The sequence below is a fragment of the Pseudomonas fluorescens genome (assembly GCF_001623525.1).
GTDB classification, from domain to species: domain Bacteria; phylum Pseudomonadota; class Gammaproteobacteria; order Pseudomonadales; family Pseudomonadaceae; genus Aquipseudomonas; species Aquipseudomonas fluorescens_Q.
In genome coordinates this window covers 2,458,168-2,484,430 of the sequence record NZ_CP015225.1, presented here as the reverse complement: position 1 = coordinate 2,484,430, position 26,263 = coordinate 2,458,168, and the positions used below count along the sequence as shown (strand labels likewise).

Sequence of the window (26,263 nt, the reverse complement as noted above, 5' to 3'; positions counted from 1 at the left end):
CGGAAGAGTACAAATGTACTCCATGACGACTCTCACTCCCCGCCGCACCGCCATCCTGACCTTCATCCGCGAGCGCATCGCCGATCAGGGCCAGCCTCCCAGCCTCGCTGAAATCAGCGAGGCGTTCGGTTTTGCCTCCCGCAGTGTGGCGCGCAAGCATGTGCTGGCGCTGACCGAAGCCGGTTTCATCGAGGTCAATCCGCATCAGGCCCGGGGCATTCGCTTGCTGAACCAGCCACCACGACCCGAGCTGCTGGACGTGCCGGTGCTGGGGCGAGTGGCTGCCGGGCTGCCGATCGGCGCCGATGCCGAGGTCCACAGTCGCTTGATGCTGGACCCGGCGATTTTTACCAAGGCGCCGGATTACCTGCTGCGGGTCCAGGGCGATTCGATGATCGAGGACGGCATTCTCGACGGTGACCTGGTGGGTGTGCAGCGCACGCCGCAGGCCGCCAACGGCCAGATTGTCGTGGCGCGCCTGGATGGCGAAGTCACCATCAAGCGCTTCGAGCGCATTGGCGAGCGGGTGCGTTTGTTGCCGCGCAACCCGGCCTACCAGCCGATCATCGTCGAGGCCGACCAGGACCTGGCGATAGAAGGGGTGTTCTGTGGCTTGGTGAGGCAAGGCTGATGGGCGCTGTCGTTGCGCTGGACACGCTGTTCAACGGCGGCCAGGTCTGGAAGGGCCGGCCTGCGCCGCCAGCCGCCAGCCCGCAACCCACCGGCCATGCGGCACTGGACGCGGCGTTGCCCAGTGGTGGCTGGCCGGAGGCGGCCTTGACGGAACTGCTCATCGCCGCGCCGGGCGTGGGTGAGTTGCAACTGGTGTGGCCGACCCTGGCGCGGCTGTCGGCGGCGGGGGAGCGGATCGTGCTGGTGGCGCCACCGTTCGTGCCCTATCCCCAGGCCTGGCAGAACGCTGGCGTCGACCTGCGTCAGTTGTCGGTAATCCGCGCCGATGAGCGCGATGCCCTGTGGGCCACCGAACAATGCCTGCGTTCTGGCAGTTGTGGCGCGGTGCTGTGTTGGCCCCGCCAGGCGGACGACCGGGCCTTGCGCCGTTTGCAAGTGGCGGCGGAAACCGGCCAGACCCTGGCGTTCGCCTGGCGCTCGATCCAGGAGGCCATCAACCCGTCGCCGGCGGCCCTGCGCATTGCCATCGATACCCGGCCGGCGCAATTGCGCGTGCTCAAGTGTCGCGGCGGGTTGGCTCGTTCGGCGCCGATTGCCTTTGCCACGCTCGCCACACAAACCGGGCATTGAGGTTGCGATGCGCTGGGTCTGTATTCTCTTCCCGCAATTGGCGCTGGACGCTGCGCTGCGTCAGCGCCCCGATCCCGACCAGCCCCTGGCATTACTGACCGGTCCGGCCCAGCGTCGGGTGCTGCAAGCGGTGAATGCGCCGGCACGAGCCCTGGGCTTGCGTCCCGGCCAGACCATGACCGCCGCCCAGGCCTTGAGCAAAGGCTTTGCCACCGCCGAATACGACGCGGCGCAAATCGAACACTGGCAACAGTTCCTGGCGGCCTGGGCCTACCGTTTCAGCGCCCAGGTCAGCGTGCATTACCCGCGTACGCTGCTGTTCGAGATCGAGTCGAGCCTGGGCCTGTTTGGCCCCTGGCCGGTGTTCGAGGCGCGCTTGCGGGCCGAGCTGACCGAGCTGGGCTTTCGTCATCGCATCGTCGCCGCTCCCAATCCGGTGGCGGCACGGGTGTTGGCCAATGCCTATGACGCCCTGGTGGTGCCCGACGCCGAGACCTTGCAACAGTGCCTGGGAGACATGCCTGTGGAGCGGATCGGCCTGGAACCCGACGTCGCCACGGCGCTGTCGCGCATGGGCCTGCGCCGCTTGAGCCAGGTACAGGCCTTGCCCCGGCAGACCCTGGCGCGGCGCTTCGAGGCCCAAGTGCTCAAGCACCTCGACGCGTTGATGGGCCATCGCACCCTGGCGCTGTCGTTCTACCTGCCGCCGGACCGTTTCGATGTGCGCATCGAGCTCAACTATGACGTGCAATCCCATCAAGCGCTGTTGTTCCCGTTGCGCCGGCTGACCGGTGACTTGTCGGCCTTCCTCTGCGGGCGCGACAGCGGCGTGCAGCGCTTTGACCTGCACCTGGAGCACGCCGGGTTGCCGGATACAGTGATCAAGGTCGGCCTGCTCAGCGCCGAGCGGGCCCCGGCGATGCTCTTCGAACTGGCCCGCGGTCGCTTGGAACAGGTGCAGGTCGAGGCGCCGGTGCGGGGCTTTCGCTTGTGTGCCGAGGACCTGCCGAGCTTCGTGCCCCAGCGCCTGGAGCTGTTCGACGAACGTCCTCAGCAATCATTGCCCTGGGAGCAACTGCGCGAACGCTTGCGGGCCCGGCTGGGGGATGAGGCCGTGCAGGGCCTGGGGTTTCGCGACGACCATCGGCCTGAGTGCGCCTGGCAGATGACCTCCCAACCCCGATCCCAGGCTTGTCCGGTGCGCGACGGTGTGCAGCGTCCCGGCTGGCTGCTGGAGGAGCCCCAGGCATTGGCGCAAGGTCAGGCGCACATCCTCATGGGCCCCGAGCGCATCGAGACCGGTTGGTGGGACGGCGCGGATGTGCGCCGTGACTATTACCTGATCGAAACCCGCCGCGGACAACGTGGCTGGGCCTATCGAACGGTAGGCGAGGGCGGGCCGCTGTGGCTGCAGGGCTGGTTCGCATGAGCGTTGAGTATGCCGAGCTACATTGCCTGTCGAATTTCAGCTTCCAGCGCGGTGCCTCCAGTGCCCTGGAGTTGTGCCGTCGCGCCAAGCAGCAGGGCTACCAGGCCCTGGCGATCACCGACGAATGCACCTTGGCCGGAATCGTCCGGGCCTGGCAGGCGGCCAAGGAACTGGAGCTGCAACTGATCGTCGGCAGCGAAATCCAGGTCGAGAACGGCCCGAAACTGGTGTTGCTGGTGGAAGACCTGGAAGGCTATCAAGCCCTGTGCCGGCTGATCACCCGCGCCCGGCGGCGCAGCGAGAAAGGCCACTATCGCATCGTGCGAGAGGACTTCGACCAGCCCTTGTCGGGGCTGCTGGCGTTATGGATAGCCGAGGGCAAAGATGCCGAGGAACATGGCCGTTGGCTCCAGCCGACCTTTGCCGGGCGCCTGTGGCTGACGGTCCAGTTGCATTGCGCACAGGACGACCGCCGCCGATTGGCAGACTCGCTGGCGCTGGCCGAACGCTTGGACCTTCCAATCGTGGCCAGTGGTGATGTGCACATGCACGTGCGTGGCCGTCGTGCCCTGCAGGACACCATGACCGCCATCCGCCACCACGTCACGGTGGCCGAGGCTGGCCAGCGCCTGCACCCCAACGGCGAGCGTCACTTGCGCAGCCGCAAGGATCTGGCCGATCTCTATCCGCGGGCCTTGCTCGACGAAACCCTGAACATCGCCCGGCGTTGCACCTTCGACCTCGGCCAACTGCGTTACCAATACCCCCGTGAGCTGGTGCCCGAGGGGCATGATCCGGCGTCCTGGCTGCGAGAGCTGACCGAGCGCGGCATGCGCGAGCGGTGGAAGGATGGCGTGACAGACAAAGTGCGGGCACAGATCGACAAGGAGCTGAGCCTGATCGCCGAGCTGGGTTATGACAGCTATTTCCTCACCGTACAGGACATCGTCAGCTTCGCCCGCAGCCGTCATATTCTTTGCCAAGGGCGTGGTTCGGCGGCCAACTCGGCGGTGTGCTACGCCTTGGGCATCACCGAAATCGATCCCAGCCTTACCAGCCTGTTGTTCGAACGCTTCCTGTCCCGGGAGCGCAACGAGCCGCCGGACATCGACGTCGACTTCGAACACGACCGTCGCGAGGAAGTGCTGCAGTACGTGTTCCAGCGCTACGGTCGTCATCGTGCGGCATTGACGGCGGTGGTCAGCAGTTACCACGGCGCCGGGGCGGTGCGCGATGTGGCCAAGGCCCTGGGCTTGCCGCCGGACCAGGTCAACGCCCTGGCCGATTGCTGTGGCCGCTGGAGCGACGAGGCGCCGCCAGTGGAGCGCTTGCGTGAAGGTGGCTTCGACCCGGACAGCCCGGTGTTGCGCCGGGTCCTGAGCCTGACCCGGCAATTGATCGGTTTTCCCCGGCATTTGTCCCAGCACCCTGGTGGCTTCGTGATTTCCGAGCAACCCCTGGACACCCTGGTGCCGGTGGAAAACGCCGCCATGGCCGAACGCACCATCATCCAGTGGGACAAGGACGATCTGGACGCGGTCGGGTTACTCAAGGTGGACATCCTGGCCCTGGGCATGCTCAGTGCGATTCGTCGCTGTTTCGACTTGATCGAGCGCTATCGGGGCCAACGCTACGCCCTGGCGTCGCTGCCCCAGGATGATCGGGCGACCTATGAAATGATCAGTCGCGCCGACACCATCGGTGTGTTCCAGATCGAGTCCCGGGCGCAGATGTCGATGTTGCCTCGGCTGAGGCCCAAGACGTTCTACGATTTGGTCATCGAAGTGGCCATCGTACGCCCCGGGCCGATCCAGGGTGGGATGGTGCATCCGTACCTGCGCCGCAGAAACAAAGAAGAGGCGGTGACTTATCCCTCTGAAGCGTTGAAGCAAGTGCTCAACCGCACCCTGGGTGTTCCCTTGTTCCAGGAGCAGGTCATGCAGATCGCCATCGTCGCGGCCGATTACACCCCGGGTGAGGCAGACCAATTGCGTCGCTCCATGGCGGCCTGGAAACGTCACGGTGGGTTGGAGCCCCATCGGGAACGCCTGGCGCAGGGGATGAAAAAAAACGGCTACACCGCTGAGTTCGCCGCGCAAATCTTCGAACAGATCAAAGGCTTCGGCAATTACGGCTTCCCGGAATCCCATGCCGCCAGTTTCGCCTTGCTGACCTACGCCAGCAGTTGGCTCAAATGCCACGAACCGGCGGCGTTCGCCTGTGCCCTGATCAACAGTTGGCCCATGGGGTTCTACAGCCCGGACCAGATCCTCCAGGATGCCCGCCGGCATCAACTGTCGATCCGCCCGGTGGACGTGCGCGCCAGCGATTGGGATTGCAGCCTCGAGCCCATGGACGGTCGACAACCGGCGATCCGCATGGGGCTGTGCATGATCAAGGGCTTTCGCGAAGAGGATGCCCGCCGTATCGAAGCGGCCCGCCGGCATCGGCCCTTCAGCGACGTGGCTGACTTGGGCGAGCGCGCGCAGCTCGATGCCCGGGCCCAGGCGCAATTGGCCGATGCGGGGGCTTTGCAGGGCCTGGCTGGTGATCGCCATCGTGCCCGCTGGGAAGTGGCCGGGGTGCAGAAACAACTGGGCTTGTTCGCCGGTTTGCCCTGCCAGGAGGAACCGCCCGTGGCCCTGCCAAAACCTACGCTGGGGGAAAACCTGTTTGCCGATTACACCACGCTCGGCACGACACTGGGCCCTCATCCATTGGCCCTGCTGCGCCCCGAACTGCGCGCACGGCGCTGCCGCAGCTCACGGGAGCTGCAAGAGGTGGAGCATGGCCGCAACGTCAGCGTCGCCGGGCTGGTTACCGGTCGCCAACGCCCGGGCACGGCCAGCGGGGTGACCTTTGTCACCCTGGAAGATGAATTCGGCAACCTCAATGTGGTGGTCTGGCGCGACTTGGCCGAACGCCAGCGCAAGACCTTGGTGGGCTCGCAACTGCTCAAGGTCGACGGGCGCTGGGAAAGCGTCGGCGAGGTCCGCCACCTGATCGCCGGGCGCTTGAGCGACCTGACCGAGTTGTTGGCGGGTATCCAGGTGCAAAGCCGTGACTTTCGCTGAGCCCCAGCAACACCGCCGTTTTTGTGGCGAGGGAGCTTGCTCCCGCTGGGCTGCGTAGCAGCCCCCCAAAAAATGGTTTATGCGATCCATCAGGCACACCGCATCAGCCGGTTTACGACGGCTGCGCCGCCGAGCGGGAGCAAGCTCCCTCGCCACAGGATCGGGCCTGGATCGACCAGCATGAAACCAAACGCCAACCCAGCGCTCGAAGCTCTGATCCCAAGGGGTTTGTGGATGCCGACTCCCTGCAGGCATTTTGAGGTTCAGAATCGATCATGCAGTTTCTATCCCAAAATCACGGGTGCCCTGGATGGGGCGGTGAAATGGCCGGGCGTATCCGGGCGTTCGATTGGAGCCGGACCGAGTTGGGCGCCATCGAGCACTGGTCCGCCAGCCTGCGCAGTGCCGTCCAGTTGTTGCTGGCTTCGCCCCTGCCGATGGTGATGTTGTGGGGCCGCCAGGGCTTCATGATCTACAACGATGCCTATGCCGAGTTCGCCGGTGGCCGCCATCCTTACCTGCTGGGGTGTGCAGTGGAGTTGGGTTGGCCGGAAGTCGCCGAATTCAATCGGCATGTGCTGGACGTCTGCCTGGCCGGTGGCACCTTGTCCTACCGCAGCAAAGAGCTGGTCTTGCTACGCGATGGCAAGCCTGAAGATGTGTGGATGGACCTCTATTACAGCCCGGTGCCCGATGACGACCAGTCCCCGGCGGGCGTGCTGGCGATTGTGGTGGAAACCACCGAGCTCGTGTTGACCGAGCGCGCCCGGCAAGAGGCCGAACGCAGTTACCGAGCCGTCAACGAGCGCATCCAGTTGGCCCTCTCGGCCGGACCATTGCTGGGGTCGTTCGTCTGGGACATCCAGGCCGACACACTGTCGGGCGATGAGCGTTTCGCCCGTACCTTCAACTACCCGCCAGACTGTTCGCTGGACGCACTGCCCATCGAAATTGCCCGCCAGCGCATCCACGCGGATGACCTCGACGAGGTCAACCAGCGGGTCGAACTGACCTTGCGCACGGGCATCCCCTACAGCGCTGAATATCGGGTGCGCCGCGTGGGCGGTGATTACCTGTGGGTACTGGCTAGCGGTCGCTGCGAATTCGATGCCACGGGCAAGCCCTTGCGTTTTCCAGGTGTACTGATTGACATCAATGAACGCAAGACAGCCGAAGCTTCGCTGCTCAAATTCACCCGCGACCTGGAACAGCGGGTCGCCGACGAGGTGCAGGCGCGGCTGGCGGCAGAAGAGCAGTTGCGTCAGTCGCAAAAGCTCGAGGCCATTGGCGGTCTCACTGGCGGCGTGGCCCATGACTTCAACAACCTGCTGCAAGTGATTGCCGGCAACCTGCACTTGCTGGCCCGCCACGAACGGGACAACGTCAACGTGCAACGGCGGGTCAGTGCCTCCATCGAAGCCGTGGAGCGGGGGGCCAAGTTGTCATCGCAACTGCTGGCTTTTGCCCGGCGCCAGCCATTGTCACCGGCGGTCTACAACCCACGACGCATCTATGATGGCATGGGTGAACTGTTGCAACGGGCCTTGGGCGAAACCATCCAGATTGACGTGAGCTTGCCCCAGGAGCCTTGGTGCATTCACGTCGATCGCAATCAATTGGAAAACGCCCTGTTGAACCTGGCGATCAATGCTCGCGATGCCATGGGCGGCGAGGGCACCATCCGCCTGATTGGGGAGAACATCGTGCTCGATCAAGCGTTTTGTGCCGGCAAGGGGATCTCGGCCGGCGACTATGTCCGGCTGTCGGTGATCGACTGCGGTGCCGGCATGCCGCCCGAGATCCTGAAGCAGGTGTTCGAACCCTTTTTCACCACCAAGACCGATGGCCAGGGCACGGGGCTTGGACTGAGCATGGTGTTCGGGTTCGTCAAGCAGAGTGGCGGCCATATCGAGATCTCCAGCGACCTGGGCGAGGGCACGCGAGTACGGATGTATTTCCCTCGAAGCCTTGCGCCAGAAGCGGGCGAAGCCGAGCAACACGACGTGTTTCAGTCCGGCAGGCAAGAGACGATCCTGGTGGTGGAAGACAACGACGAGGTGCGCAGCGCGTCGGTGGAACTGCTGGAACAGTCCGGCTATCGGACCCTCACGGCCGCCAACGGCGATGAGGCGATGAAGCTGCTGCTGGAAGGCATCTCGGTCGACCTGATCTTCACCGACGTCGTCATGCCCGGCCTGATCAAGAGTTCCGACCTGGCCGCCTGGGCCAAGGTGCAGAAACCGCCGGTCCCGGTGCTGTTCACCTCGGGGCACACCCGGGACATCATCTCCCGGAATCATCAACTGAGCCCCGATACCCATCTGCTGAGCAAGCCCTATGGTCCGGACGCGCTGATGCGGATGGTCAAGAGTGTGCTGGGCGGTTGATCGTGGGGGCCGCAAACAAATGGAACCGAAGCCGGTGCCCGGCCTTCGAATAAGCAAGACCGGTCATTCCATCCGGCCCTGTCATGAACGAGGTGCCTATGAACGACGATCCCGCAAACACCCAGCAACAAGGCCAGACGCAAACCCCGTCCCCGCGCAATGACCCGGCGATCGATCCCAAGCTTGCGGCGGACTCATCGGACACCCAGCCCGTCAGCCCCGCCGGGACTGACCAGGCCCAGAGCGCGGCCCCAGAGGTCGATCAGAAGAATCTTCATCGGGACAACGACAATACCTTCAGCCCTGGCTTCGAGCCGGATCCAGATCGGCCGAAGTCCGGGGAAAGCACGGATGCGGATATCGACACCGACGGTGGTTAACCGCTAACCCGATTTGTTGGAACAGTGGTGCTGATGAGTCGTTTGGCGCTTGGGCTGCCTCAGTGCCTGCCTTTCCAGCGGTCCAAGGCAATCAGCACCAGAGACACCACGACGAATCCCAGCAGTACCATCACCGCATTAAGGAACACCCGGGGGTAACCCAGCGTGTCCACTTCGATAAAGGGATAGGGGTAGGCGCCGACAAAGTAACCACGCACCAAGGCGTAGATGAAATAGACCAGCGGATAGATCAGCCACGGCCAGACATCTTGCCATTGCAAAGTGCCCTTGGGCACGCAGAACCACCAATAGACCACGAACAGCACCGGCATCACGTCATGCAGCAATTCATCGGCCACCCACTGCAAGCCCTGGGGGTTCCAGACATTGCGCAGCAGCAGGTTGTACGCCACCCCCACGAGTATGATGGCAGCGGCGACGCCGCCCTGGACCGTGGGTTTGAGAAAGAATCGCCGCAGCGCCGAATCCCCTGAGGTGGCCGCGTAGGTCAGCACCACTGCCACCAGGATATTGGTCAGCACCGTGAAATAACTGAAGAAGATGTCTACTGCGCCCCACAGGCTCTTGCCGCCCTGCCAGCGCGAAGTCAGGATCAGGTAGAGCTGGAGGATCAATGCGAACCATCCCAGCAGTGCGGCGATTTTCACCGCGATACCGCCAGCGCTTTGCGTTAACACCGGTTCATCGCTCATGACTTTGCTCCTGCTTCGCGGCACCTGCGACTGCAAAGCCCCCAAGAGGTTGGATGCTTGTATCAGCAGGATGGTCTTGAGCAAGACCCTAGGAGCGTGGGTTGCAATATTCTACTGTCAGAAATGACAGTGCTGACCAGCGGTAGCCATGAACACCGACGGACTTGGGCTGAACAAGGCCATCTTCATCAAGACGGCCTCATTCTGTGCCTGCGGATTACTTGCTCGGATGGGCAGCCTGCAGTTTCTTGGCTTCTTCCAGGTGATGTTGCAGGTCTGGCAGCATCTTCTGGGCGAATGCCTTGAGTTCGGTATTGCCAGCCTTCTTGTCGTCGGTAACGGTTTCGGCTTCTTTCTTGAACAGGACGATGGTTTCTTCGTGGGCCTTGACCTGGTTGTTGGCATAGGCCGCATCAAAAGACTCATCGCGCACGTCGAGAATCTTCGCCTTGGCTTTTTTCATCAATGTGGTGTCGTCGGGTACCTCGATGTCATGTTTTTGCGCCAGGGCTTTCAGCTCTTCGTTGGCCTTGGTGTGGTCAGTGATCATCTTGTTGGCGAATGCCTTGATGTCCGCCGATTGGCTTTTTTCCAAGGCCAGTTTGCTGGTCTCGATTTCTCCAATTCCACCGGCCGCCGCGTTATCGACAAAGTCGTTGGAAGTCGCGGCCCATGCCATGCCCGTGCTGGTACTCAGGGCAACTGCCAGGCCGAGTTGACGCAGGGTGAATCTGTCCATAGGTAAGTCTCCACACAGGTTGAAAGAGCGATTCTTTTCGTCTCTGATCAATGGAGAGCGGGGGCCAGACAAAGGTTTGATTGGAGCGCATTGCGTTACGACGAACGGTCACCGCTGGTCGGATTGGCGGTCGACAGAACCCCGTCGACGAGGCCATCCTGATCATCGATGAGCGCTGTAAAGGCGTCTTCCACCGACCCACTGAAGGAGGTGTTCCATGCCGGTGTCCCACGATTTGTGCCAGGACCTGAACTGCACAAAAGACCACATCCAGCAAAAACGCAGCGAGGATCCGAGGCTCGACTCGTTACTTCAGAAATATTCCCAACTTGATGCCGAGGTCGTTGACGCTGAAAAACCATCATCGCCGGGGCTGTCCAGCGATGTCCTGGAGACGCTCAAGAAGAAACGCTTGCTGCTCAAAGATGAGATTGCAGAAAAATTGAAGTAGCCGAGAGGCTGGCCTGCCTGAGGGGCCCTTTTTGAAGGGCCCTGAACGTGTAGGGCGAAACTCAATGAACCCGTGGCGAGGGAGCTTGCTCCCGTTGGGCTGCGCAGCAGCCCCAAAACCATTCGACACGGGGCACCCGGAAAAACGCTTTGGCAGGTTTTACACTTTTGTGGCAAGGGGATTTATCAGGTCAATGGATCCCAGCGCTGCGACCAGTCGCTGCCGGTCTTGACGATCTCTCGCAGCACCTCGAATGCCTGCTGCAACGCTGCTGAATCCCGATCGCGGGAGTAGACCAGGTAGGTGGGGTAGTTGAATTCCGGTGCCTTGGGCACCCGTTCCAGGATGCCGCTGTCCAGGTAGCTCTGCACGACTCGGGTGCGAAAGTAGCCGCTGCCGCCGTTTTCCAGGATGTACTGCAGGGCCAGGGGGCCGAGGTTGAAGGTCACGGCGGCCTTGGCCTTGTCCGGAAGCGCGGTGTCGTGTTGGCGCCGGAAGTCCGCACTCCAGTCGATGTACACGTAGGGCTCGGGACGGGCGGCCAGGCGTACCAGGATGAGTTTCTCTTCCAGCAGCTGTTCTACCTGCAGGCGCGGCCAGTATTCGGGCTGATACACCACTGCCGCGTCCAGCAGACCCAGCTCCAGCTGTTGGAGCAGTTTCTCGCCGTCGCGGATGTCCATGCGCAGGGCATGGCCGGGAATTTTCTGGCGCAGCTCGCCGGCCCAGGCGAGCATCAAGGGATTGCACAGGCTGACCTCGCCCCCCAGGTGCAAGACGTTGCGATAGCCCTCGGGCAGTGGCAGGTCCCGACGGGCCGCTTCCCAGGTCTGCACGAGCTGGTTGGCGTAGACCACAAACGCCTCGCCGTCGCTGGTCAAGCGCGCGCCGGCACGATTGCGTACGAACAGCGCGCAGCCAAGCTGGCTTTCGAGCTTCTGGACCCGGGCGGTGATCGCCGTCTGGGTCACGTGCAGCTTTTCGGCCGCTGCAGCGAGGCTGCCGTGGCGGACGATTTCCAGGAAGGTGCGGGCGAGATCGATGTCCATGTTCAGGCCGATACGGGGGAAGCGGGCATTGTAAGAGCTGCCGCGCCTCGCCGATACCGGACATTATGGGACGGCTTGGACCTGTGCCGTTCGCGCCCACGGGGCAACCAGGCGTTCTGGCGTGCGGCAGGCCTTGTGCTTGAAGACGAAACCACGGCACTTGTCGGCGAAGCCGTGGCGATTGTCCACCATGTCATGTCGCATCTGCGCGAGCTCACCCTCGCGGCACGCCTGGATCGCTGACAGGCTCCGCTCGGCCTTGCGAACCCGGATGCTTTCATAGTTCGGATCGAGCAGTGCACTGTTGGCTCGTTGCAGCAGCCACAGGCCGAACTCGTCGGGGCAGCGTGGTCCGATCTCCTGGACCATGCCGTAGCGCAACGCCTGGATGGCGCTGATCGGCAGGCAGTCCCGGGTGAGTTTCCAGGCCATGTCCGGCCCGACCGCGCGGGGCAGGCTGTAGGTCCAGTATTCAGAGCCGTACAGGCCCATGGTCGCGTAGTGCGGGTTGAGCACGATGTCACGGCGCGCCAGCACGATATCGGCCGCCAGAGCCAACATCACACCGCCGGCCCCGGCGTTACCCGTCAGACCGCTGACCACCAGTTGCCGTGCGCTGAACAACTCAAGGCAAACGTCATCGATGGCCTGTATGTTGGCCCAGGCCTCCAGGCCGGGTTCGGCGGCGGCCTGGATAACGTTCAGGTGCACGCCGTTGGAAAAGCTGCCGCGCCCGCCGCGGATCAACAGCACCTGGGTGTCCCGGGACTTGGCCCAGCGCAATGCCGCCACCAGGCGCTGGCATTGCTCAGTGCTCATCGCCCCGTTATAGAACTCGAACGTCAGCTCTCCCACATGGCCGCATTCCCGGTAGCGAATGGGCTGATAAGACTCATCGCTGAACGGCTGGCGGGCCAGGGAACCATCGAGCACCGGGACGCCTTCGAGGCGGTTCGACAAAACATGGCGCGCCGGACGCTTGAAGGTCTGGTCGCCGGGCTGCGGCTTGCGGCGCAGGGCGCCGATCCACAGGCTTGTATCCCCTGTCGCCACCAACACCGCATCGTCACGCACGGCCAGCAGTTCGCCGGGCAGGCCGTGGCGAACGTCCGGATGGGCGTCGTACAGGTAAAACTGTTCGCCGGCCAGGCTCGCGAGTACGCCGGGTTGACCGTCGGCGGCGTCGATGCAGCGCTTGATGAAACCGCTGCTGTCGTGCCAGCTGAAGGCGCGATGGGCCTGGGTCATGTTCGGTTGCAGGCGTCCGACCACGTCATGACGGCCATAGTCCAGTGGCACCGGGATGAAACCGTCAAGGTACTTCTCCACGACCTCGCGGATGCAACGAATGGCGGCGTCGCTGACCGGGCCGTTATACAGCTCGGATTTGCGCAGGCCTTGGGGCAGGTCGAATTCGCACGTGGCCCAGACTGGCCCGGCGTCCATTTCCTCTACCGCCTGCAATGCCGTGACGCCCCAGCGCTCGGGCTGCCGAGTGATCGCCCAGTCCAGGGCGTTGGCGCCGCGGTCGCCGACAATTCCGGGATGAATGATCACCACCGGGCGCCGCGGATTGCGCCATAACTGCTCGGGTACACGGTCCTTGAGAAACGGGCAGATCACCAGGTGGGCGCCGCTTTCTTCGATTTGCCGGCAGACCGAGGCCGGATCGGTGAACAGCACGACGCTGGGGTGATAGCCGGCCTCGCGCAGGTCCAGCCAGGCGCGTTGGGTCAAGCCGTTGAAGGCACTCGACAGCAAAATGATCTTCAGTGTGGGCATGAGTCTCTCTTCCGTGAGATGAGCAGGCGCCGGCTCCCGATGAGCCGTCCCTGGCTTGATGGAAGCGCTACATTAGCGGCTGGGGGAGGAGCGACAACTGACAGGGATCAAGGTTGTGAGTGCAAGGCAGAATCAGCGCAGGGCAGAAACACGAATCCCGCCACGGGGGCGGGATTCGTTTGCAATCAGAGGCCCGCGAAGAACGCGAGCGCAGTCTCAGCCAGGGAACAGCTCGGACAGTTTCATGGCCAGCATCATGTCGCCTTCGGTACGCAGCTTGCCGCTCATGAACGCTTGCATGCCGTCGGTGCTGCCGTCGACGATGCCTTGCAGGGTTTCGCCGTCCATCACCAGGGTCACCTGGGCGTCCGGGTTTTCACCTTCCTGCAGTTCGCAGGTGTTGTCCTTGACGACCAGCGAGAAATTCTTGGTATCGTCGATGCGGAAACCGAATACCAGATCCAGGCCGGCAGCGGCGGCTGGGTTGAACTTGGCTTTCATGGCTTGTACGGCGTCGGCTACGGAGGTCATGGTTTCGATCCTTATTTGGGTGGTACAGCAAGGGTCTACAGTAATCCGGACTCAGCGAAAGGTGATGAGGTCCGGGGCCTTCAGCAGTTGCAGGTGGGCATGGCTGTTGAAGGAAGCCAGGGCCACCTCGCGGCCCCTGAATTTCAGGTGGTTGAGCGAGGTGTTGACGATTTGCCAGTTCAGTTCGAAGGCCTGTCGGGCCGGTATCTGGGTGATCAGGTGGAGCAGGGCGGTGATGGTGCCGCCGGAGGTGAACACGGCGATTTTGTGGGTGTTGTCGGCTTGCTCCAGGATGCGCTGCAGGCCCGCGTGGACCCGCTCGACAAAACCCAGCCAGCTTTCCAGGCCCGGCGGGTCATACTGGCCGCTGAGCCAGCGTTCGACGATCAGCGCGAAGATGCGCTGGAATTCGGCGCGGTTCTGCGCAGCGTTGCGCAGGATATGCAGCGCCTCGGGCTCCTGGGGAAGCATGTCCGGCAGCAGGGCGCGAATGACCGCGTCGGCATCGAACTCGTTGAACGCGGTGTCGGTTTCCAGCCCGGGAACCGGTAACCCGGCGGCGGACATCTGTCCCAGCGCGCCGATGGCGGTATCCTGTTGGCGACGCAGGTCACCCGAGAGGCAGCGATCGAATACGACACCGAGCTCCGCCAGGTGGCCGCCGAGCACTTGCGCCTGGCGCACGCCATTGGGTGAAAGGACATCGTAGTCGTCCGCACCAAAGGAGGCCTGGCCATGTCGAATCAGATAGATACTGCCCACGTCCGCGTCATCCCGGTACGTTGAAGGTTTGGCGAGGTTATGGGGATGGCGGTGAGCTGTCAATGAAAAAACATACGCTTGTTTGAAATGCCCGTTGCAGCCTTGTCCTGCCTCGCTCGCGTTAACGTAACCACCGGTTTCATGACTGGTCGCGACGCAGCCGCATGGGTATGCTGGGGCCGTTACGCGCCTGCGTTCAATGGCGCATTGCATTTAAGGAGTTGCTGTGGAGTTTTTCATCGAGTACGCCGGTTTCCTGGCCAAGACCGTGACGCTGGTGATCGCCATCCTGGTGGTGCTGGTCAGTTTTGCTGCGTTGCGCAGCAAGGGGCGGCGCAAGTCGACCGGTCAGTTGCAGGTGAGCAAACTCAACGATTTCTACAAGGGGCTACGTGAGCGTCTGGAACAGACGCTGCTGGACAAGGATCAGCTCAAGGCGCTGCGCAAGGCCGAAGGCAAGGCTGAAAAGGCCGGGAAGAAAAACAAGGACAAACCGGCGGCCAAGCCCCGGGTGTTCGTGCTGGATTTCGACGGTGACATCAAGGCCTCGGCCACCGAGAGCCTGCGTCATGAAATCACTGCGCTGCTGACCCTGGCGACGCCGAAGGATGAAGTAGTGCTGCGCCTGGAAAGTGGCGGCGGCATGGTCCACAGCTACGGCCTGGCCTCGTCGCAACTGGCGCGGATCCGTCAGGCCGGCGTGCCGTTGACGGTCTGCATCGACAAGGTCGCGGCCAGCGGTGGCTACATGATGGCGTGCATCGGCGAGAAGATCATCAGCGCTCCTTTCGCGATCCTGGGTTCCATCGGCGTCGTCGCGCAATTGCCCAACGTCAACCGGCTGCTGAAGAAACACGACATCGATTTCGAAGTGTTGACGGCCGGGGAATACAAACGCACGTTGACGGTGTTCGGCGAAAATACCGAGAAGGGCCGGGAGAAATTCCAGGAAGACCTGGACATTACCCATGAGCTGTTCAAGAACTTCGTGTCCAACTACCGCCCGCAACTGGCCATCGATGAAGTGGCGACCGGTGAGGTCTGGTTGGGTGTCGCGGCGCAGGGCAAGGGCTTGGTGGACGAGCTGAAAACCAGCGATGAATACCTGGCCGAACGCGCCAAGGGTGCCGAGCTGTACCACCTGCACTACGCCGAACGCAAAAGCCTGCAGGAACGCATCGGCATGGCGGCCAGCGGTTCGGTGGATCGTGTGCTGCTCAGTTGGTGGAGCCGCCTGACCCAGCAGCGGTTCTGGTAATTGCAGAAATAATGCCTAACCCCCTGTGGGAGCGAGGTGTGCTGAAGCTTCGGGTTCACAGTTATCCCTTTGTGGGAGTGAGGTGGAATTCAAGGCCCCGAAAACGAAAAAAGCCCTGAACCGGTAGACCCGGTTCAGGGCTTTTTCATAGGGCTGTCTCAGCGACGACGGAACAGCGGCAGCGGTTCGTCAGTGGCAGCCTGGTAGGTCACCGAGAAGTCCTTGAGGCTTTCGAGGGCCTCAAAGGGGTCTTTGTCGGCACGCAAGGCAAAGGCGTCGAAGCCGCAGCGGCGCATGTAGAACAACTGGTCGCGCAGCACGTCGCCAATTGCCCGCAATTCACCCTTGAAACCATAGCGGTCGCGCAGCAGGCGAGCGTTGGAGTAGCTGCGCCCGTCGGTGAAGGCCGGGAAGTTCAAGGCGATGACCTGCAACTGGTTGGCGTCCTCGCCGATTTCCTCGGCTTCCTCGTCGGCGTCCAGCCACACGCCCAGGCCGCCGTCGCGGGCCTTGAGGGCGTGGGCATGATCGCGCCACAAGGCCAGGGGCACGATCAGGTCGTCACAGTTGGAGATGCCATCGAGGGTCGCGTCCTTGGGCAGCAGGTGCCAGGTTTCGTCGATGACCTCGTTGTTCTTAATGATTCGCTGCATAGACGCGTTCCTTGAAGAGGTCGATGCCAATACGTTGGTAAGTGTCGATGAAACGCTCGTCTTCGGTACGTTGTTCGATGTACACGTCGATCAGCTTCTCGATCACGTCAGGCATGTCGTCCTGGGCAAACGACGGGCCGAGGATCTTGCCCAGGCTGGCGTCGCGGCTACCGCTGCCGCCCAGGGAGACCTGGTAGAACTCTTCGCCTTTCTTGTCCACGCCCAGGATGCCGATGTGGCCGACGTGGTGGTGACCACAGGCGTTCATGCAGCCGGAAATGTTCAGGTCCAGCTCGCCGATGTCGAACAGGTAGTCCAGGTCGTCGAAGCGACGCTGGATCGATTCGGCGATAGGGATCGACTTGGCGTTGGCCAGGGAGCAGAAGTCGCCGCCCGGGCAGCAGATCATGTCGGTCAGCAGGCCGATGTTCGGGGTGGCGAAACCTTGCTCGCGCAACTCGCCCCAGAGGGTGAACAACTGGCTCTGTTCAACCTCCGCCAGGATGATGTTCTGCTCATGGGAGGTGCGCAGTTGGCCGAAGCTGTAGCGCTCGGCCAGGTCGGCCACGGCGTCCAGTTGCTTGTCGGTGATGTCGCCCGGCGCGACGCCGGTTGGCTTCAGGGACAGGGTCACCGCGACATAACCCGGCTTCTTGTGGGCCAGGGTATTGCGGGTGCGCCAGCGGGCGAAGCCAGGGTGTTCTTTGTCGAGGGCTGCCAGTTCGGCGTCCTGATTGCCCAGCGCTTTGTACTGTGGGTCGACAAAGTGCTTGGCGACGCGATGCACTTCGGCTTCGGTCAGGGTGGTCTGGCCGCCACGCAGGTGAGCCATCTCGGCTTCGACCTTCTCGGCGAACACTTCAGGCGTGAGGGCCTTGACCAGGATCTTGATCCGCGCCTTGTATTTGTTGTCGCGACGGCCGTAGCGGTTGTATACCCGCAGGATGGCGTCGAGGTAGCTCAGCAGGTCCTGCCACGGCAGGAACTCGTTGATGAACGCGCCGACCACCGGCGTACGCCCCAGGCCACCGCCCACCAGTACACGGAAGCCCAACTCGCCGGCCGCGTTGTAGACCGTCTCCAGGCCAATGTCGTGGACTTCGATGGCCGCACGGTCAGAGGTCGAGCCGTTGATGGCGATCTTGAATTTGCGTGGCAGGTAGGCGAATTCCGGGTGGAACGTCGTCCACTGGCGGACAATCTCGCACCACGGGCGCGGGTCGATCAACTCGTCGGCTGCGACACCGGCGAACTGGTCGGTGGTGACGTTGCGCAGGCAGTTGCCGCTGGTCTGGATCGCGTGCATCTGCACGGTGGCCAGTTCGGCGAGGATCTCGGGCACATCTTCCAGGGCTGGCCAGTTGTACTGGACGTTCTGCCGGGTACTGATGTGGGCGTAGCCCTTGTCGTAATCGCGGGCGATTTGCGCCAGCTTGCGCACCTGGCGCGAAGTCAGCTGGCCATAAGGCACAGCCACCCGCAGCATCGGGGCGAAGCGCTGGATATACAGGCCATTCTGCAGGCGCAGAGGGCGGAATTCTTCTTCGCTCAGCTCGCCTGCCAGATAGCGTCGGGTCTGATCACGGAACTGCTTGACGCGGTCCTCGATGATCCGCTGATCGTACTCGTCATATACGTACATATAAGTCTCGGTCTCAGGCTTGGGCCGATCAGAAACAGCTGCATGTTGGCTCGCTGGAATCGGGTTCTGCCTCGGCAATTCTGCGCGCACGGCCGCGCACTCCTAGAGGAGCCGGTGCAAGATACCTGTTTTGAGTTATGCGCAAAAGTGATGTTTGAGTATATGTAAAGAACCAAATCGACTAATGAGATTTATTATTGCCTAACCCACATTTGTCGTGCGGGCAATCATCGTCTTAACTGTGGTCGAGTCCCTATGCAATCACCTACAAAACCGACAAGAGGCGATGCAATGAGCAATCCGACCAAAGCAAGGAAAAGCGACAGTACCGTTGATGCCTGGGCCATTTTGTTCCTGATTATCCTGGTGGTGGGCACCGCAGTGTTCTGGGTCAGTCATCAATAGGTTCGAGCCGTTGCCAGCCACATGAAGCTCTCGCGTTCATGTGCCCGTTCGCCACCCGGGTCGTTATACTGGGTGGCGTATTATTCAGGGCGGGCGGGATGTTTAAGTTTATCTGCAGGCTGGTAGCGTTGTTATGCCTGTCATTCTGGTTACCGGTGCACGCCGCCGGCGCTGTTTCTCCTTCAGCCCAGGTGAGGGCTGCGACTTCTGTGGTGTTCCTCAATCCGGGGCGTTCGACCGAGACGTTCTGGGTCAGCTATAGCGAGTTCATGCAGGCCGCGGCTAATGGCTTGGGGTTGCGCCTGCGCGTGGAGTACGCCGAGCGCGATCCCGAGCGCATGATCCGCCAGGCTCAAGACGTCATCACGTCGGTTGACCGTCCGGACTACCTGGTGCTGGTCAACGAGCAGTATGTTGCCCCGCGCATCCTGCAATTGGCCCAGGGCAGCGGGATCAAGCTGTTCCTGGTGAACAACACGCTGACCAGCGACCAGGCCCGCCTGCTGGCCCAGCAGGGCGCGCCGCCTCCCGAACTGCTTGGCAGCCTGGTGCCCGACGACGAGCGCAGTGGCTACCTGATGCTCACCGAACTGTTGCGCCAGCATGGGCCGCTGGCGCCTGGGCAAACCCTCGACCTGTTGGCATTTTCCGGAAAGAAGTCCACGCCTTCGGCGCAACTGCGTGAGAAAGGTCTGTACCGGGCGCTGGCCGAGCATCCACAGGTACACCTGCGCCAGTTGGTCTATGGCGAGTGGAATCGCGAGCGCTCCTACGAGCAGGCCAGCCAACTGGCCAAGCGGTATCCGCAGACCGCGTTGGTGTGGTCCGCCAACGATGAGATGGCCCTGGGCGCCATGCAGGCGTTCGAGGAGGCGGGTCGCCAGCCAGGCAAGGATGTGTTGTTCAGCGCCATGAACAGTTCCAGGGCGGCGCTCCAGGCCCGCATCGACGGGCGCTTGAGCGTGCTGTTCACCGGGCACTTCAGCTTGGGAGGGTGGGCCATGGTGCTACTCCATGATCACGCCCGGGGCACTGACCTCGCGCGTCATGGCGGCTACAACCAGCAGATCGACCTGATGCAATCGCTCGATCCGGCCCGCGCTCGAGCGTGGCTGAACATGAATCCTGCCAAGGACTATCGTCTGGATTTCAAGCGCTTCAGCCTGGTGTCTCGCCCGGATGGCGAGCGCTATGCCTTTTCGCTCGATGGGCTGGGGCGTCGCTAGAGCGACTCAGATCGAGGCTGGCAATAGGACTGTTTCGGTTCGAAAGAGACTGGTTCCACACTGTACGGATATGTTCTATACGCCCGCAAAGTACAACACCAGATTGACGATCCCATACAACGTCAACCCGAAAATCACCGTAAACAGGATGCCGAGGATGATGAAGTGGCTTGGCTTGCCGTGGGTGAAGTCGCGGGCGCGGTTCTTTCCGCTTTGCACGCCGAAGGCCGCCGCTCCCACGCTGTGCAGCATTTGCCAGAGGGTGGGCGCCTTATTTTCGGTCGGTTCGTCCATGATGCTCTCCATACACAAGGTCGTATGTGGAGAGCATAGCCAATCGCTGCGGTTTTAGTTGTCGTAACCCAGGTTCGGCGACAACCACCGCTCCGTCACACTCAACTCCTGACCCTTGCGCGCGGTGTAACTCTGCACCTGATCCTTATCGATCTTGCCCACCGCAAAGTACTGCGCCTGGGGATGGGCGAAGTACCAGCCGCTGACCGCCGCTGCCGGGAACATGGCGTAGTGTTCGGTGAGGAACACACCGCTGCGTCCGGCCTTCAGTTCGCTGGCCTCGGGGTCGAGCAGACGGAACAAGGTGGCTTTCTCGGTGTGGTCCGGGCAGGCCGGGTAACCGGGGGCAGGGCGGATGCCGGTGTATTGCTCCTTGATCAAGGCGTCGTTGTCCAGGCTCTCGTCCTGGGCGTAGCCCCAATAATTTTTGCGCACTTGCTGGTGCAACCATTCGGCGCAGGCCTCGGCCAGACGGTCGGCGAGGGCCTTGACCATGATCGAGTTGTAGTCGTCGCCGGCCTCCTGATAAGCCTTGGCGACTTCTTCGGCGCCGATGCCGGCGGTGGTGATGAAACCGCCGACGTAATCGGTCACGCCGCTGTCCTTGGGCGCGACGAAGTCGGCCAGGGAGAAGTTGGGCTTGCCGTCGGTCTTGATGATCTGTTGGCGCAGGTGGTGCAGGCGCGCCAAGGGCTTGCCGTCGTCACCGTAGACTTCCAGGTCGTCGTCATGCACCTGGTTGGCGGGCCAGAAGCCAAATACCGCGCGAGCGCTGATGAGTTTCTCGTCGATCAGCTTGCGCAGCATGGCCCGGGCATCGGCGTACAGTGCGGTGGCGGCTTCGCCGACCACTTCGTCGGTGAGGATGCGTGGGTACTTGCCGGCCAGGTCCCAGGAAATGAAAAACGGCGTCCAGTCGATGTATTCGGCCAGGACGTTCAGGTCGATGTCGTCCAGGACTCGCGCGCCAGTGAAGGTCGGCTTGACCGGCTGGTAGCTGCTCCAGTCGAACTGCGGCTTCTTGGCGATGGCCGCTGCATAGCTCAGGCGTTCGGTCCGAGCGCTGCGGTTGGATGTGCGCTCGCGCACGTCCATGTAGTCCAGGCGGGTTTTCTCGACGAAAGCCGGCTTGAGTTCCTTGGACAGCAACTGGGTCGCCACGCCCACGGCACGGGAGGCATCGGTGACGTAGATCACCGCGTCGTTGCTGTACTTGGGCTCGATCTTTACCGCCGTGTGGGCCTTGGAGGTGGTGGCCCCGCCAATCATCAGCGGCAGATGGAAGTCCTGGCGCTGCATCTCCCGCGCCACATGCACCATCTCATCCAGGGACGGGGTGATCAGCCCGGACAGGCCGATGATGTCGCACTTCTGCTCCTTGGCCACCTGCAGGATTTTTTCCGCCGGCACCATCACGCCCAGGTCGACGATGTCATAGCCGTTGCAACCGAGCACCACGCCGACGATGTTCTTGCCAATGTCGTGGACGTCGCCCTTGACCGTGGCCATCAGGATCTTGCCCTTGGCTTCCGGCTTGTCGCCTTTTTCCGCCTCGATGAACGGAATCAGGTGGGCCACGGCCTGCTTCATCACACGGGCGGACTTGACCACCTGAGGCAGGAACATCTTACCGGCGCCAAACAGGTCGCCGACGATGTTCATGCCGGCCATCAGCGGGCCTTCAATGACCTCGATCGGCCGGGCGAACGACAGTCGCGATTCTTCGGTGTCTTCAACGATGTGGGTGGTGATGCCCTTGACCAGGGCATGTTCCAGGCGCTTGTTCACTTCCCAGCCGCGCCATTCCTCGGTTTCCGCTTCCTTGACGCTGCCGTCGCCCTTGTACTTGTCGGCGATGGCGAGGAGGGCGTCGGTGCCTTCGGGGGTACGGTTGAGGATCACGTCTTCCACGGCGTCGCGCAGTTCCACCGGGATCTGGTCGTAGATCTCCAGTTGGCCGGCATTGACGATGCCCATGGTCAGGCCCGCGCGGATCGCATAGAGCAGGAACACCGAGTGGATCGCCTCGCGCACCGGGTTGTTGCCACGGAACGAGAAGGACACGTTGGACACGCCGCCGGAGGTCAGCGCGTAGGGCAGTTCGTCGCGGATGTAGGCGCAGGCGTTGATGAAATCCACGGCATAGTTGTTGTGCTCTTCGATACCGGTGGCGACGGCGAAGATGTTCGGGTCGAAAATGATGTCTTCCGGCGGGAAGCCGACTTCATTGACCAGGATGTCATAGGAGCGCTTGCAGATTTCCTTCTTGCGCGCCTCGGTGTCGGCCTGGCCGGCTTCGTCGAACGCCATCACCACCACGGCGGCGCCGTAGCGCTTGCACAGCTTGGCGTGATGGATGAACTGCTCGACGCCTTCCTTCATGCTGATGGAGTTGACGATGCCCTTGCCCTGGATGCACTTGAGGCCGGCCTCGATCACTTCCCACTTGGAGGAGTCGATCATGATCGGCACGCGGGAGATGTCCGGTTCGCCGGCAATCAGATTGAGGAAGGTCACCATGGCCTTCTTCGAATCGAGCATGCCCTCGTCCATGTTGATGTCGATCACCTGGGCGCCGGCCTCGACCTGTTGCAGCGCCACTTCCAGGGCTTCGGTGTAGTTGTCTTCGCGGATCAAGCGGGCGAACTTGGCGGAGCCGGTAATGTTGGTCCGCTCGCCGACGTTGACGAACAGCGAGCTGCGATCGATGGTGAACGGTTCCAGGCCCGACAGGCGGCAGGCCCGGGGAATCTCTGGAATCGGCCGCGGGGCATAGCCGGCCACGGCCTTGGCGATGGCTTCGATGTGGGCCGGGGTGGTGCCGCAGCAACCGCCGACGATGTTCAGGAAGCCGCTCTGGGCGAATTCCTCGATGACTTTGGCGGTCTCGGCCGGCAACTCGTCGTATTCGCCGAATTCGTTGGGCAGGCCGGCGTTCGGGTGGGCCGAGACATGGGTGTTGGCCTTGTTCGACAGCTCTTCCAGGTACGGGCGCAGTTCGCTAGCGCCGAGGGCGCAGTTCAAGCCCACGGAAATCGGCTTGGCGTGGGCCACGGAGTTCCAGAAGGCTTCGGTGGTCTGGCCGGACAGGGTACGACCGGACGCATCGGTGATGGTGCCGGAGATCATGATCGGCAGTTCGACGCCCAACGCTTCGTAAACACCCTGCACGGCGAAAATCGCTGCCTTGGCATTGAGCGTGTCGAAAATGGTCTCGATCAGGATCAGGTCGCAACCGCCTTCGATCAGGCCCTTGGTGGCCTCGGTGTAGTTCTCCACCAGTTCGTCGAAGGTCACGTTGCGGTAGCCGGGGTTGTTCACATCCGGCGACAGCGAGCAGGTGCGGCTGGTCGGGCCGAGTACGCCGGCAACGAAACGTGGCTTCTCCGGGGTTTCCAGGGTCTTGGCGTCAGCCACTTTACGGGCCAGGCGCGCGCCTTCCAGGTTCAGCTCGTAGGCCAGGCCTTGCATGCCGTAGTCGGCCTGGGACACCTGGGTGGCGTTGAAGGTGTTGGTTTCCAGGATGTCGGCGCCGGCATCCAGGTAGGCTTTTTCGATGGCGCCGATCACGTCCGGGCGGCTCAGCACCAGCAGGTCGTTGTTGCCCTTGACGTCGCTCGGCCAGTCGGCGAAACGCTTGCCGCGGTAGTCCTGCTCTTCGAGCTTGTAGCTCTGGATCATCGTGCCCATGCCGCCGTCGAGGATCAGGATGCGCTCCTTGAGGGCTTGCTGGAGAAGATAAAGGCGAGCGCTGCGATCGGACATAGGACTACCTGGAAAAAAAGACCATTACGAAGGCCAGGATGATAGCAAACCTGTGCAGGATTTGATCATGATGGGCTTTTGCATGAATATCGCTCATGTTTGCAAGGCGATGCTGGCCCGGTAGAATCGCCGGACTATCTCTTAGGGACCCGAGACATGCCGTACCGCGTCTTATTCGGCAGTCTGTTGCTGCTGTTGTGTTTTACCGCAGCCGCCGGGAGCCGCGCTCCCGCGATCTCCTACACCCGCGACATCCAGCCGATCTTCACGGAAAAATGCGTGGCCTGCCATGCCTGCTACGACTCCGCTTGCCAGTTGAACCTGGGCAGCGGCGAAGGCGCGGCACGGGGCGCGAGCAAGCTGTCGGTGTACGACGGCGAGCGGCGCCAGGCGGCCGAGCCGACCCGCTTGTTCTATGATGCCTCCGGCCAGCGCGCCTGGCAGCGCAAGGGCTTCTATTCGGTGCTCGATGCCCAAGGCAGCCAGGCTGCCCTGATGGCGCGCATGCTGGAGTTGGGCCATCGCACGCCGTTGCAGCCCAACGCCAAGCTGCCGGAAGAGATCGTGCTGGGCCTCAATCGCGAAAACAGCTGCGCGATGCCGGATCAATTCAACGAATACGCCGGCGCCCATCCCAAGGAAGGCATGCCCCTGGCCGTCACCGGCCTGACCGACCAGCAATACCAGACCCTGCAACGCTGGCTGGCCGCAGGCGCCCCCATCGATCAGCAGGCCCTGGCCCCGAGTGCCGCCGAAGCCTTGCAGGTGGTGCAATGGGAAAACCTGCTCAACGCCCCTGGCGCCCGGGAAAGCCTGGTGGGCCGCTGGTTGTTCGAGCACTGGTTCCTGGCGCACATCTATTTCAAGGACGGCGAGCCGGGGCATTTCTTCCAGTGGGTCCGTTCGCGCACGCCCACCGGCCAGCCGATCGACCTGATCAATACCCGCCGTCCGAATGATGACCCTGGCACCCGCGTCTATTACCGGCTCTGGCCGGTGCAAGGGGTGATCGTGCACAAGACCCACATTACCTACGGCTTGAGCGCGGCGAAGATGGGGCGCATCAAGAGCCTGTTCTACAGCGGCAAATGGCAGGTGACCGCGTTGCCGGGCTACGGTCCGGAGCGCCGGGCCAATCCATTTTCCACCTTCGAAGCGATCCCGGCCCAGGCTCGCTACCAGTTCATGCTCGATAACGCCGAGTATTTTGTGCGCACCTTCATTCGCGGGCCGGTGTGCCGGGGCCAGATTGCCACGGATGTGATCCGCGACAATTTCTGGGCGCTGTTCCAGGCCCCCGAACATGACCTGTACATTACAGACCCGAACTACCGCGGCCAGGCCACGCCGCTGCTGGCAATGCCGGGGCAGAACGACGATGTGGGCAGCGTCCTCAGCCTGTGGCTCGACTACCGGGACAAGCGCAACGAGTACGAAGCCTTGCGCCGCGACGTCTATGCCGATGCGCCGGCGCCGAGTTGGTCGACGCTGTGGGCCGGGAATGACAATGCATTGTTGAGCATTTTCCGGCACTTCGACAGTGCCTCGGTCAACAAGGGCTTGATCGGCGAAGTGCCGCAGACGATGTGGCTGTTCGACTTCCCGTTGCTGGAGCGCACCTATTACCAATTGGCGGTGAACTTCGATGTATTCGGCAACGTGTCCCACCAGGCCCAGACCCGGCTGTATTTCGATCTGATCCGCAACGGTGCGGAGCAGAACTTCCTGCGCCTGATGCCGGCCGACTCCCGGGAAGGCTATCTTGACGACTGGTACCAGGCCGGCGGCAAATTCAAGATGTGGCTCGATTACGAGGCCATCGACGATGACAAACCGACCGCTCTCAAGCTTGATGAGCGCGACCCCAAGGGCGATTTCACCCAGCAACTGCTGGCCCGGTACGGCGAGCTGAATGCCCGCCCCGATCCGATCAACCGCTGCGACGGCGCCTACTGCTCGCGCCCGAACATCGACCCGGCGCTGCAAAACGCCGAACAGGCCCTCAGTCGGCTGGTGTCGCGCCCTGCGGCGGGGCTCAAGGTGATCGACCAACTGCCGGAAGCGACTCTGCTGCGCGTCGAAACCGCCAGTGGTCATCGTGAAGTCTACAGCCTGCTGCGCAACCGAGCCCACAGCAACGTGGCGTTCCTGCTGGGCGAGGAGGCGCGATACCAGCCGGGGCTGGACACACTCACGGTCTACCCGGGCGTGCTCAGCAGCTATCCGAACTTCATGTTCAACATTCCGGCCGGGCAAGTGTCGGCATTCGTCGAGGCCATGCAAGGCGCCCAGGATGCACCGGCGTTCGAGCGGATTGTCGAGCGCTGGGGCATTCGTCGCAGCCACCCGCAGTTCTGGTACTACTTCCACGACCTGAGCCAGTACATCCAGGAGACGGAGCCCCTGGAAAGCGGCGTGTTGGACATGAATCGCTACCAGAACCTCTGATCGACAGCTCCG

General features: G+C 62.4%; 20 protein-coding genes. 10 read left to right on the top strand and 10 right to left on the bottom strand.

What is annotated here, in order from left to right:
* The first annotated feature begins 13 nt into the window (after window positions 1–13).
* The 6 genes from lexA (at window position 14) to TK06_RS10530 (ending at window position 8,533) form a co-directional block, all read left to right on the top strand.
* Window positions 14–631, top strand: a complete 618-nt coding sequence (gene lexA, locus TK06_RS10555) for a transcriptional repressor LexA (protein WP_013692700.1) — start codon at window positions 14–16, stop codon at window positions 629–631.
* The gene (gene imuA / locus TK06_RS10550) at window positions 631–1,263 is read left to right on the top strand and encodes a translesion DNA synthesis-associated protein ImuA (protein WP_063322020.1); all 633 of its coding nucleotides are present in this window, start codon (window positions 631–633) and stop codon (window positions 1,261–1,263) included. Before lexA ends, imuA begins: the two co-directional genes overlap by 1 nt.
* A gap of 7 nt (window positions 1,264–1,270) precedes the next feature.
* On the top strand, window positions 1,271–2,692 hold the full coding sequence (locus tag TK06_RS10545) for a Y-family DNA polymerase (RefSeq protein ID WP_063322019.1): 1,422 nt from the start codon (window positions 1,271–1,273) through the stop codon (window positions 2,690–2,692).
* A complete protein-coding gene (locus TK06_RS10540; protein ID WP_203417422.1) occupies window positions 2,668–5,766 on the top strand; it encodes an error-prone DNA polymerase in 3,099 nt (1,032 codons plus the stop codon). Before TK06_RS10545 ends, TK06_RS10540 begins: the two co-directional genes overlap by 25 nt.
* A 275-nt stretch (window positions 5,767–6,041) precedes the next feature.
* Complete coding sequence (locus TK06_RS10535) at window positions 6,042–8,153, top strand: PAS domain-containing hybrid sensor histidine kinase/response regulator (RefSeq protein WP_063322017.1); 2,112 nt, start codon at window positions 6,042–6,044, stop codon at window positions 8,151–8,153.
* A 98-nt stretch (window positions 8,154–8,251) separates the two neighbouring features.
* Entirely contained in the window at window positions 8,252–8,533 is a 282-nt protein-coding gene (locus TK06_RS10530; protein WP_063322016.1) for a hypothetical protein, read from the top strand.
* A gap of 59 nt (window positions 8,534–8,592) precedes the next feature.
* Here TK06_RS10530 and TK06_RS10525 read toward each other — a convergent pair whose 3' ends face one another.
* On the bottom strand, window positions 8,593–9,246 hold the full coding sequence (locus TK06_RS10525; RefSeq protein ID WP_063322015.1) for a Pr6Pr family membrane protein: 654 nt from the start codon (window positions 9,244–9,246) through the stop codon (window positions 8,593–8,595).
* Between the two features lie 217 nt (window positions 9,247–9,463).
* Window positions 9,464–9,985: a DUF4142 domain-containing protein gene (locus TK06_RS10520; RefSeq protein WP_063322014.1), complete on the bottom strand. Its 522-nt coding sequence runs from the start codon at window positions 9,983–9,985 to the stop codon at window positions 9,464–9,466.
* A gap of 217 nt (window positions 9,986–10,202) precedes the next feature.
* Between TK06_RS10520 and TK06_RS10515 the strand changes: the two genes are divergently transcribed.
* Entirely contained in the window at window positions 10,203–10,436 is a 234-nt protein-coding gene (locus TK06_RS10515) for a DUF465 domain-containing protein (protein WP_063322013.1), read from the top strand.
* Between the two features lie 185 nt (window positions 10,437–10,621).
* On the opposite strand, the gene TK06_RS10510 is transcribed toward TK06_RS10515, so the two are convergent.
* From TK06_RS10510 to TK06_RS10495, 4 genes are all read right to left on the bottom strand, one after another.
* Window positions 10,622–11,485: a LysR family transcriptional regulator gene (locus TK06_RS10510; protein ID WP_003200177.1), complete on the bottom strand. Its 864-nt coding sequence runs from the start codon at window positions 11,483–11,485 to the stop codon at window positions 10,622–10,624.
* Between the two features lie 63 nt (window positions 11,486–11,548).
* Window positions 11,549–13,267, bottom strand: a complete 1,719-nt coding sequence (locus TK06_RS10505; RefSeq protein ID WP_063322012.1) for a hydrogenase maturation protein — start codon at window positions 13,265–13,267, stop codon at window positions 11,549–11,551.
* Window positions 13,268–13,483: 216 nt separating this feature from the next.
* Window positions 13,484–13,798, bottom strand: a complete 315-nt coding sequence (locus TK06_RS10500) for an SCP2 sterol-binding domain-containing protein (protein ID WP_063322011.1) — start codon at window positions 13,796–13,798, stop codon at window positions 13,484–13,486.
* Between the two features lie 51 nt (window positions 13,799–13,849).
* Window positions 13,850–14,560 carry a histidine phosphatase family protein gene (locus TK06_RS10495; protein ID WP_063322010.1) on the bottom strand — a complete coding sequence of 237 codons (711 nt, stop codon included), beginning with the start codon at window positions 14,558–14,560 and terminating at the stop codon, window positions 13,850–13,852.
* Window positions 14,561–14,786: 226 nt separating this feature from the next.
* Here TK06_RS10495 and sohB point away from each other — a divergent pair, with 226 nt between their 5' ends.
* Window positions 14,787–15,818 (top strand): protease SohB, encoded by a 1,032-nt coding sequence (gene sohB / locus TK06_RS10490; protein WP_063322009.1) that lies wholly within the window; start codon window positions 14,787–14,789, stop codon window positions 15,816–15,818.
* Between the two features lie 158 nt (window positions 15,819–15,976).
* Here sohB and TK06_RS10485 read toward each other — a convergent pair whose 3' ends face one another.
* Window positions 15,977–16,471, bottom strand: coding sequence for a DUF934 domain-containing protein (locus tag TK06_RS10485; protein ID WP_063322008.1), 495 nt, complete (start codon window positions 16,469–16,471; stop codon window positions 15,977–15,979).
* On the bottom strand, window positions 16,455–18,113 hold the full coding sequence (locus tag TK06_RS10480; RefSeq protein WP_063322007.1) for a nitrite/sulfite reductase: 1,659 nt from the start codon (window positions 18,111–18,113) through the stop codon (window positions 16,455–16,457). Before TK06_RS10480 ends, TK06_RS10485 begins: the two co-directional genes overlap by 17 nt.
* Window positions 18,114–18,616: 503 nt before the next feature.
* Here TK06_RS10480 and TK06_RS10475 point away from each other — a divergent pair.
* Window positions 18,617–19,744 carry an ABC transporter substrate-binding protein gene (locus TK06_RS10475; protein ID WP_063322006.1) on the top strand — a complete coding sequence of 376 codons (1,128 nt, stop codon included), beginning with the start codon at window positions 18,617–18,619 and terminating at the stop codon, window positions 19,742–19,744.
* Window positions 19,745–19,819: 75 nt separating this feature from the next.
* Here the strand turns inward: TK06_RS10475 and TK06_RS10470 are convergent, their stop codons facing one another.
* Window positions 19,820–20,038: a DUF2970 domain-containing protein gene (locus tag TK06_RS10470; protein ID WP_063322005.1), complete on the bottom strand. Its 219-nt coding sequence runs from the start codon at window positions 20,036–20,038 to the stop codon at window positions 19,820–19,822.
* Between the two features lie 54 nt (window positions 20,039–20,092).
* The gene (metH, locus tag TK06_RS10465) at window positions 20,093–23,803 is read right to left on the bottom strand and encodes a methionine synthase (RefSeq protein WP_063322004.1); all 3,711 of its coding nucleotides are present in this window, start codon (window positions 23,801–23,803) and stop codon (window positions 20,093–20,095) included.
* Between the two features lie 156 nt (window positions 23,804–23,959).
* Between metH and TK06_RS10460 the strand changes: the two genes are divergently transcribed.
* A complete protein-coding gene (locus tag TK06_RS10460) occupies window positions 23,960–26,251 on the top strand; it encodes a fatty acid cis/trans isomerase (protein WP_063322003.1) in 2,292 nt (763 codons plus the stop codon).
* Window positions 26,252–26,263: the final 12 nt, after the last annotated feature.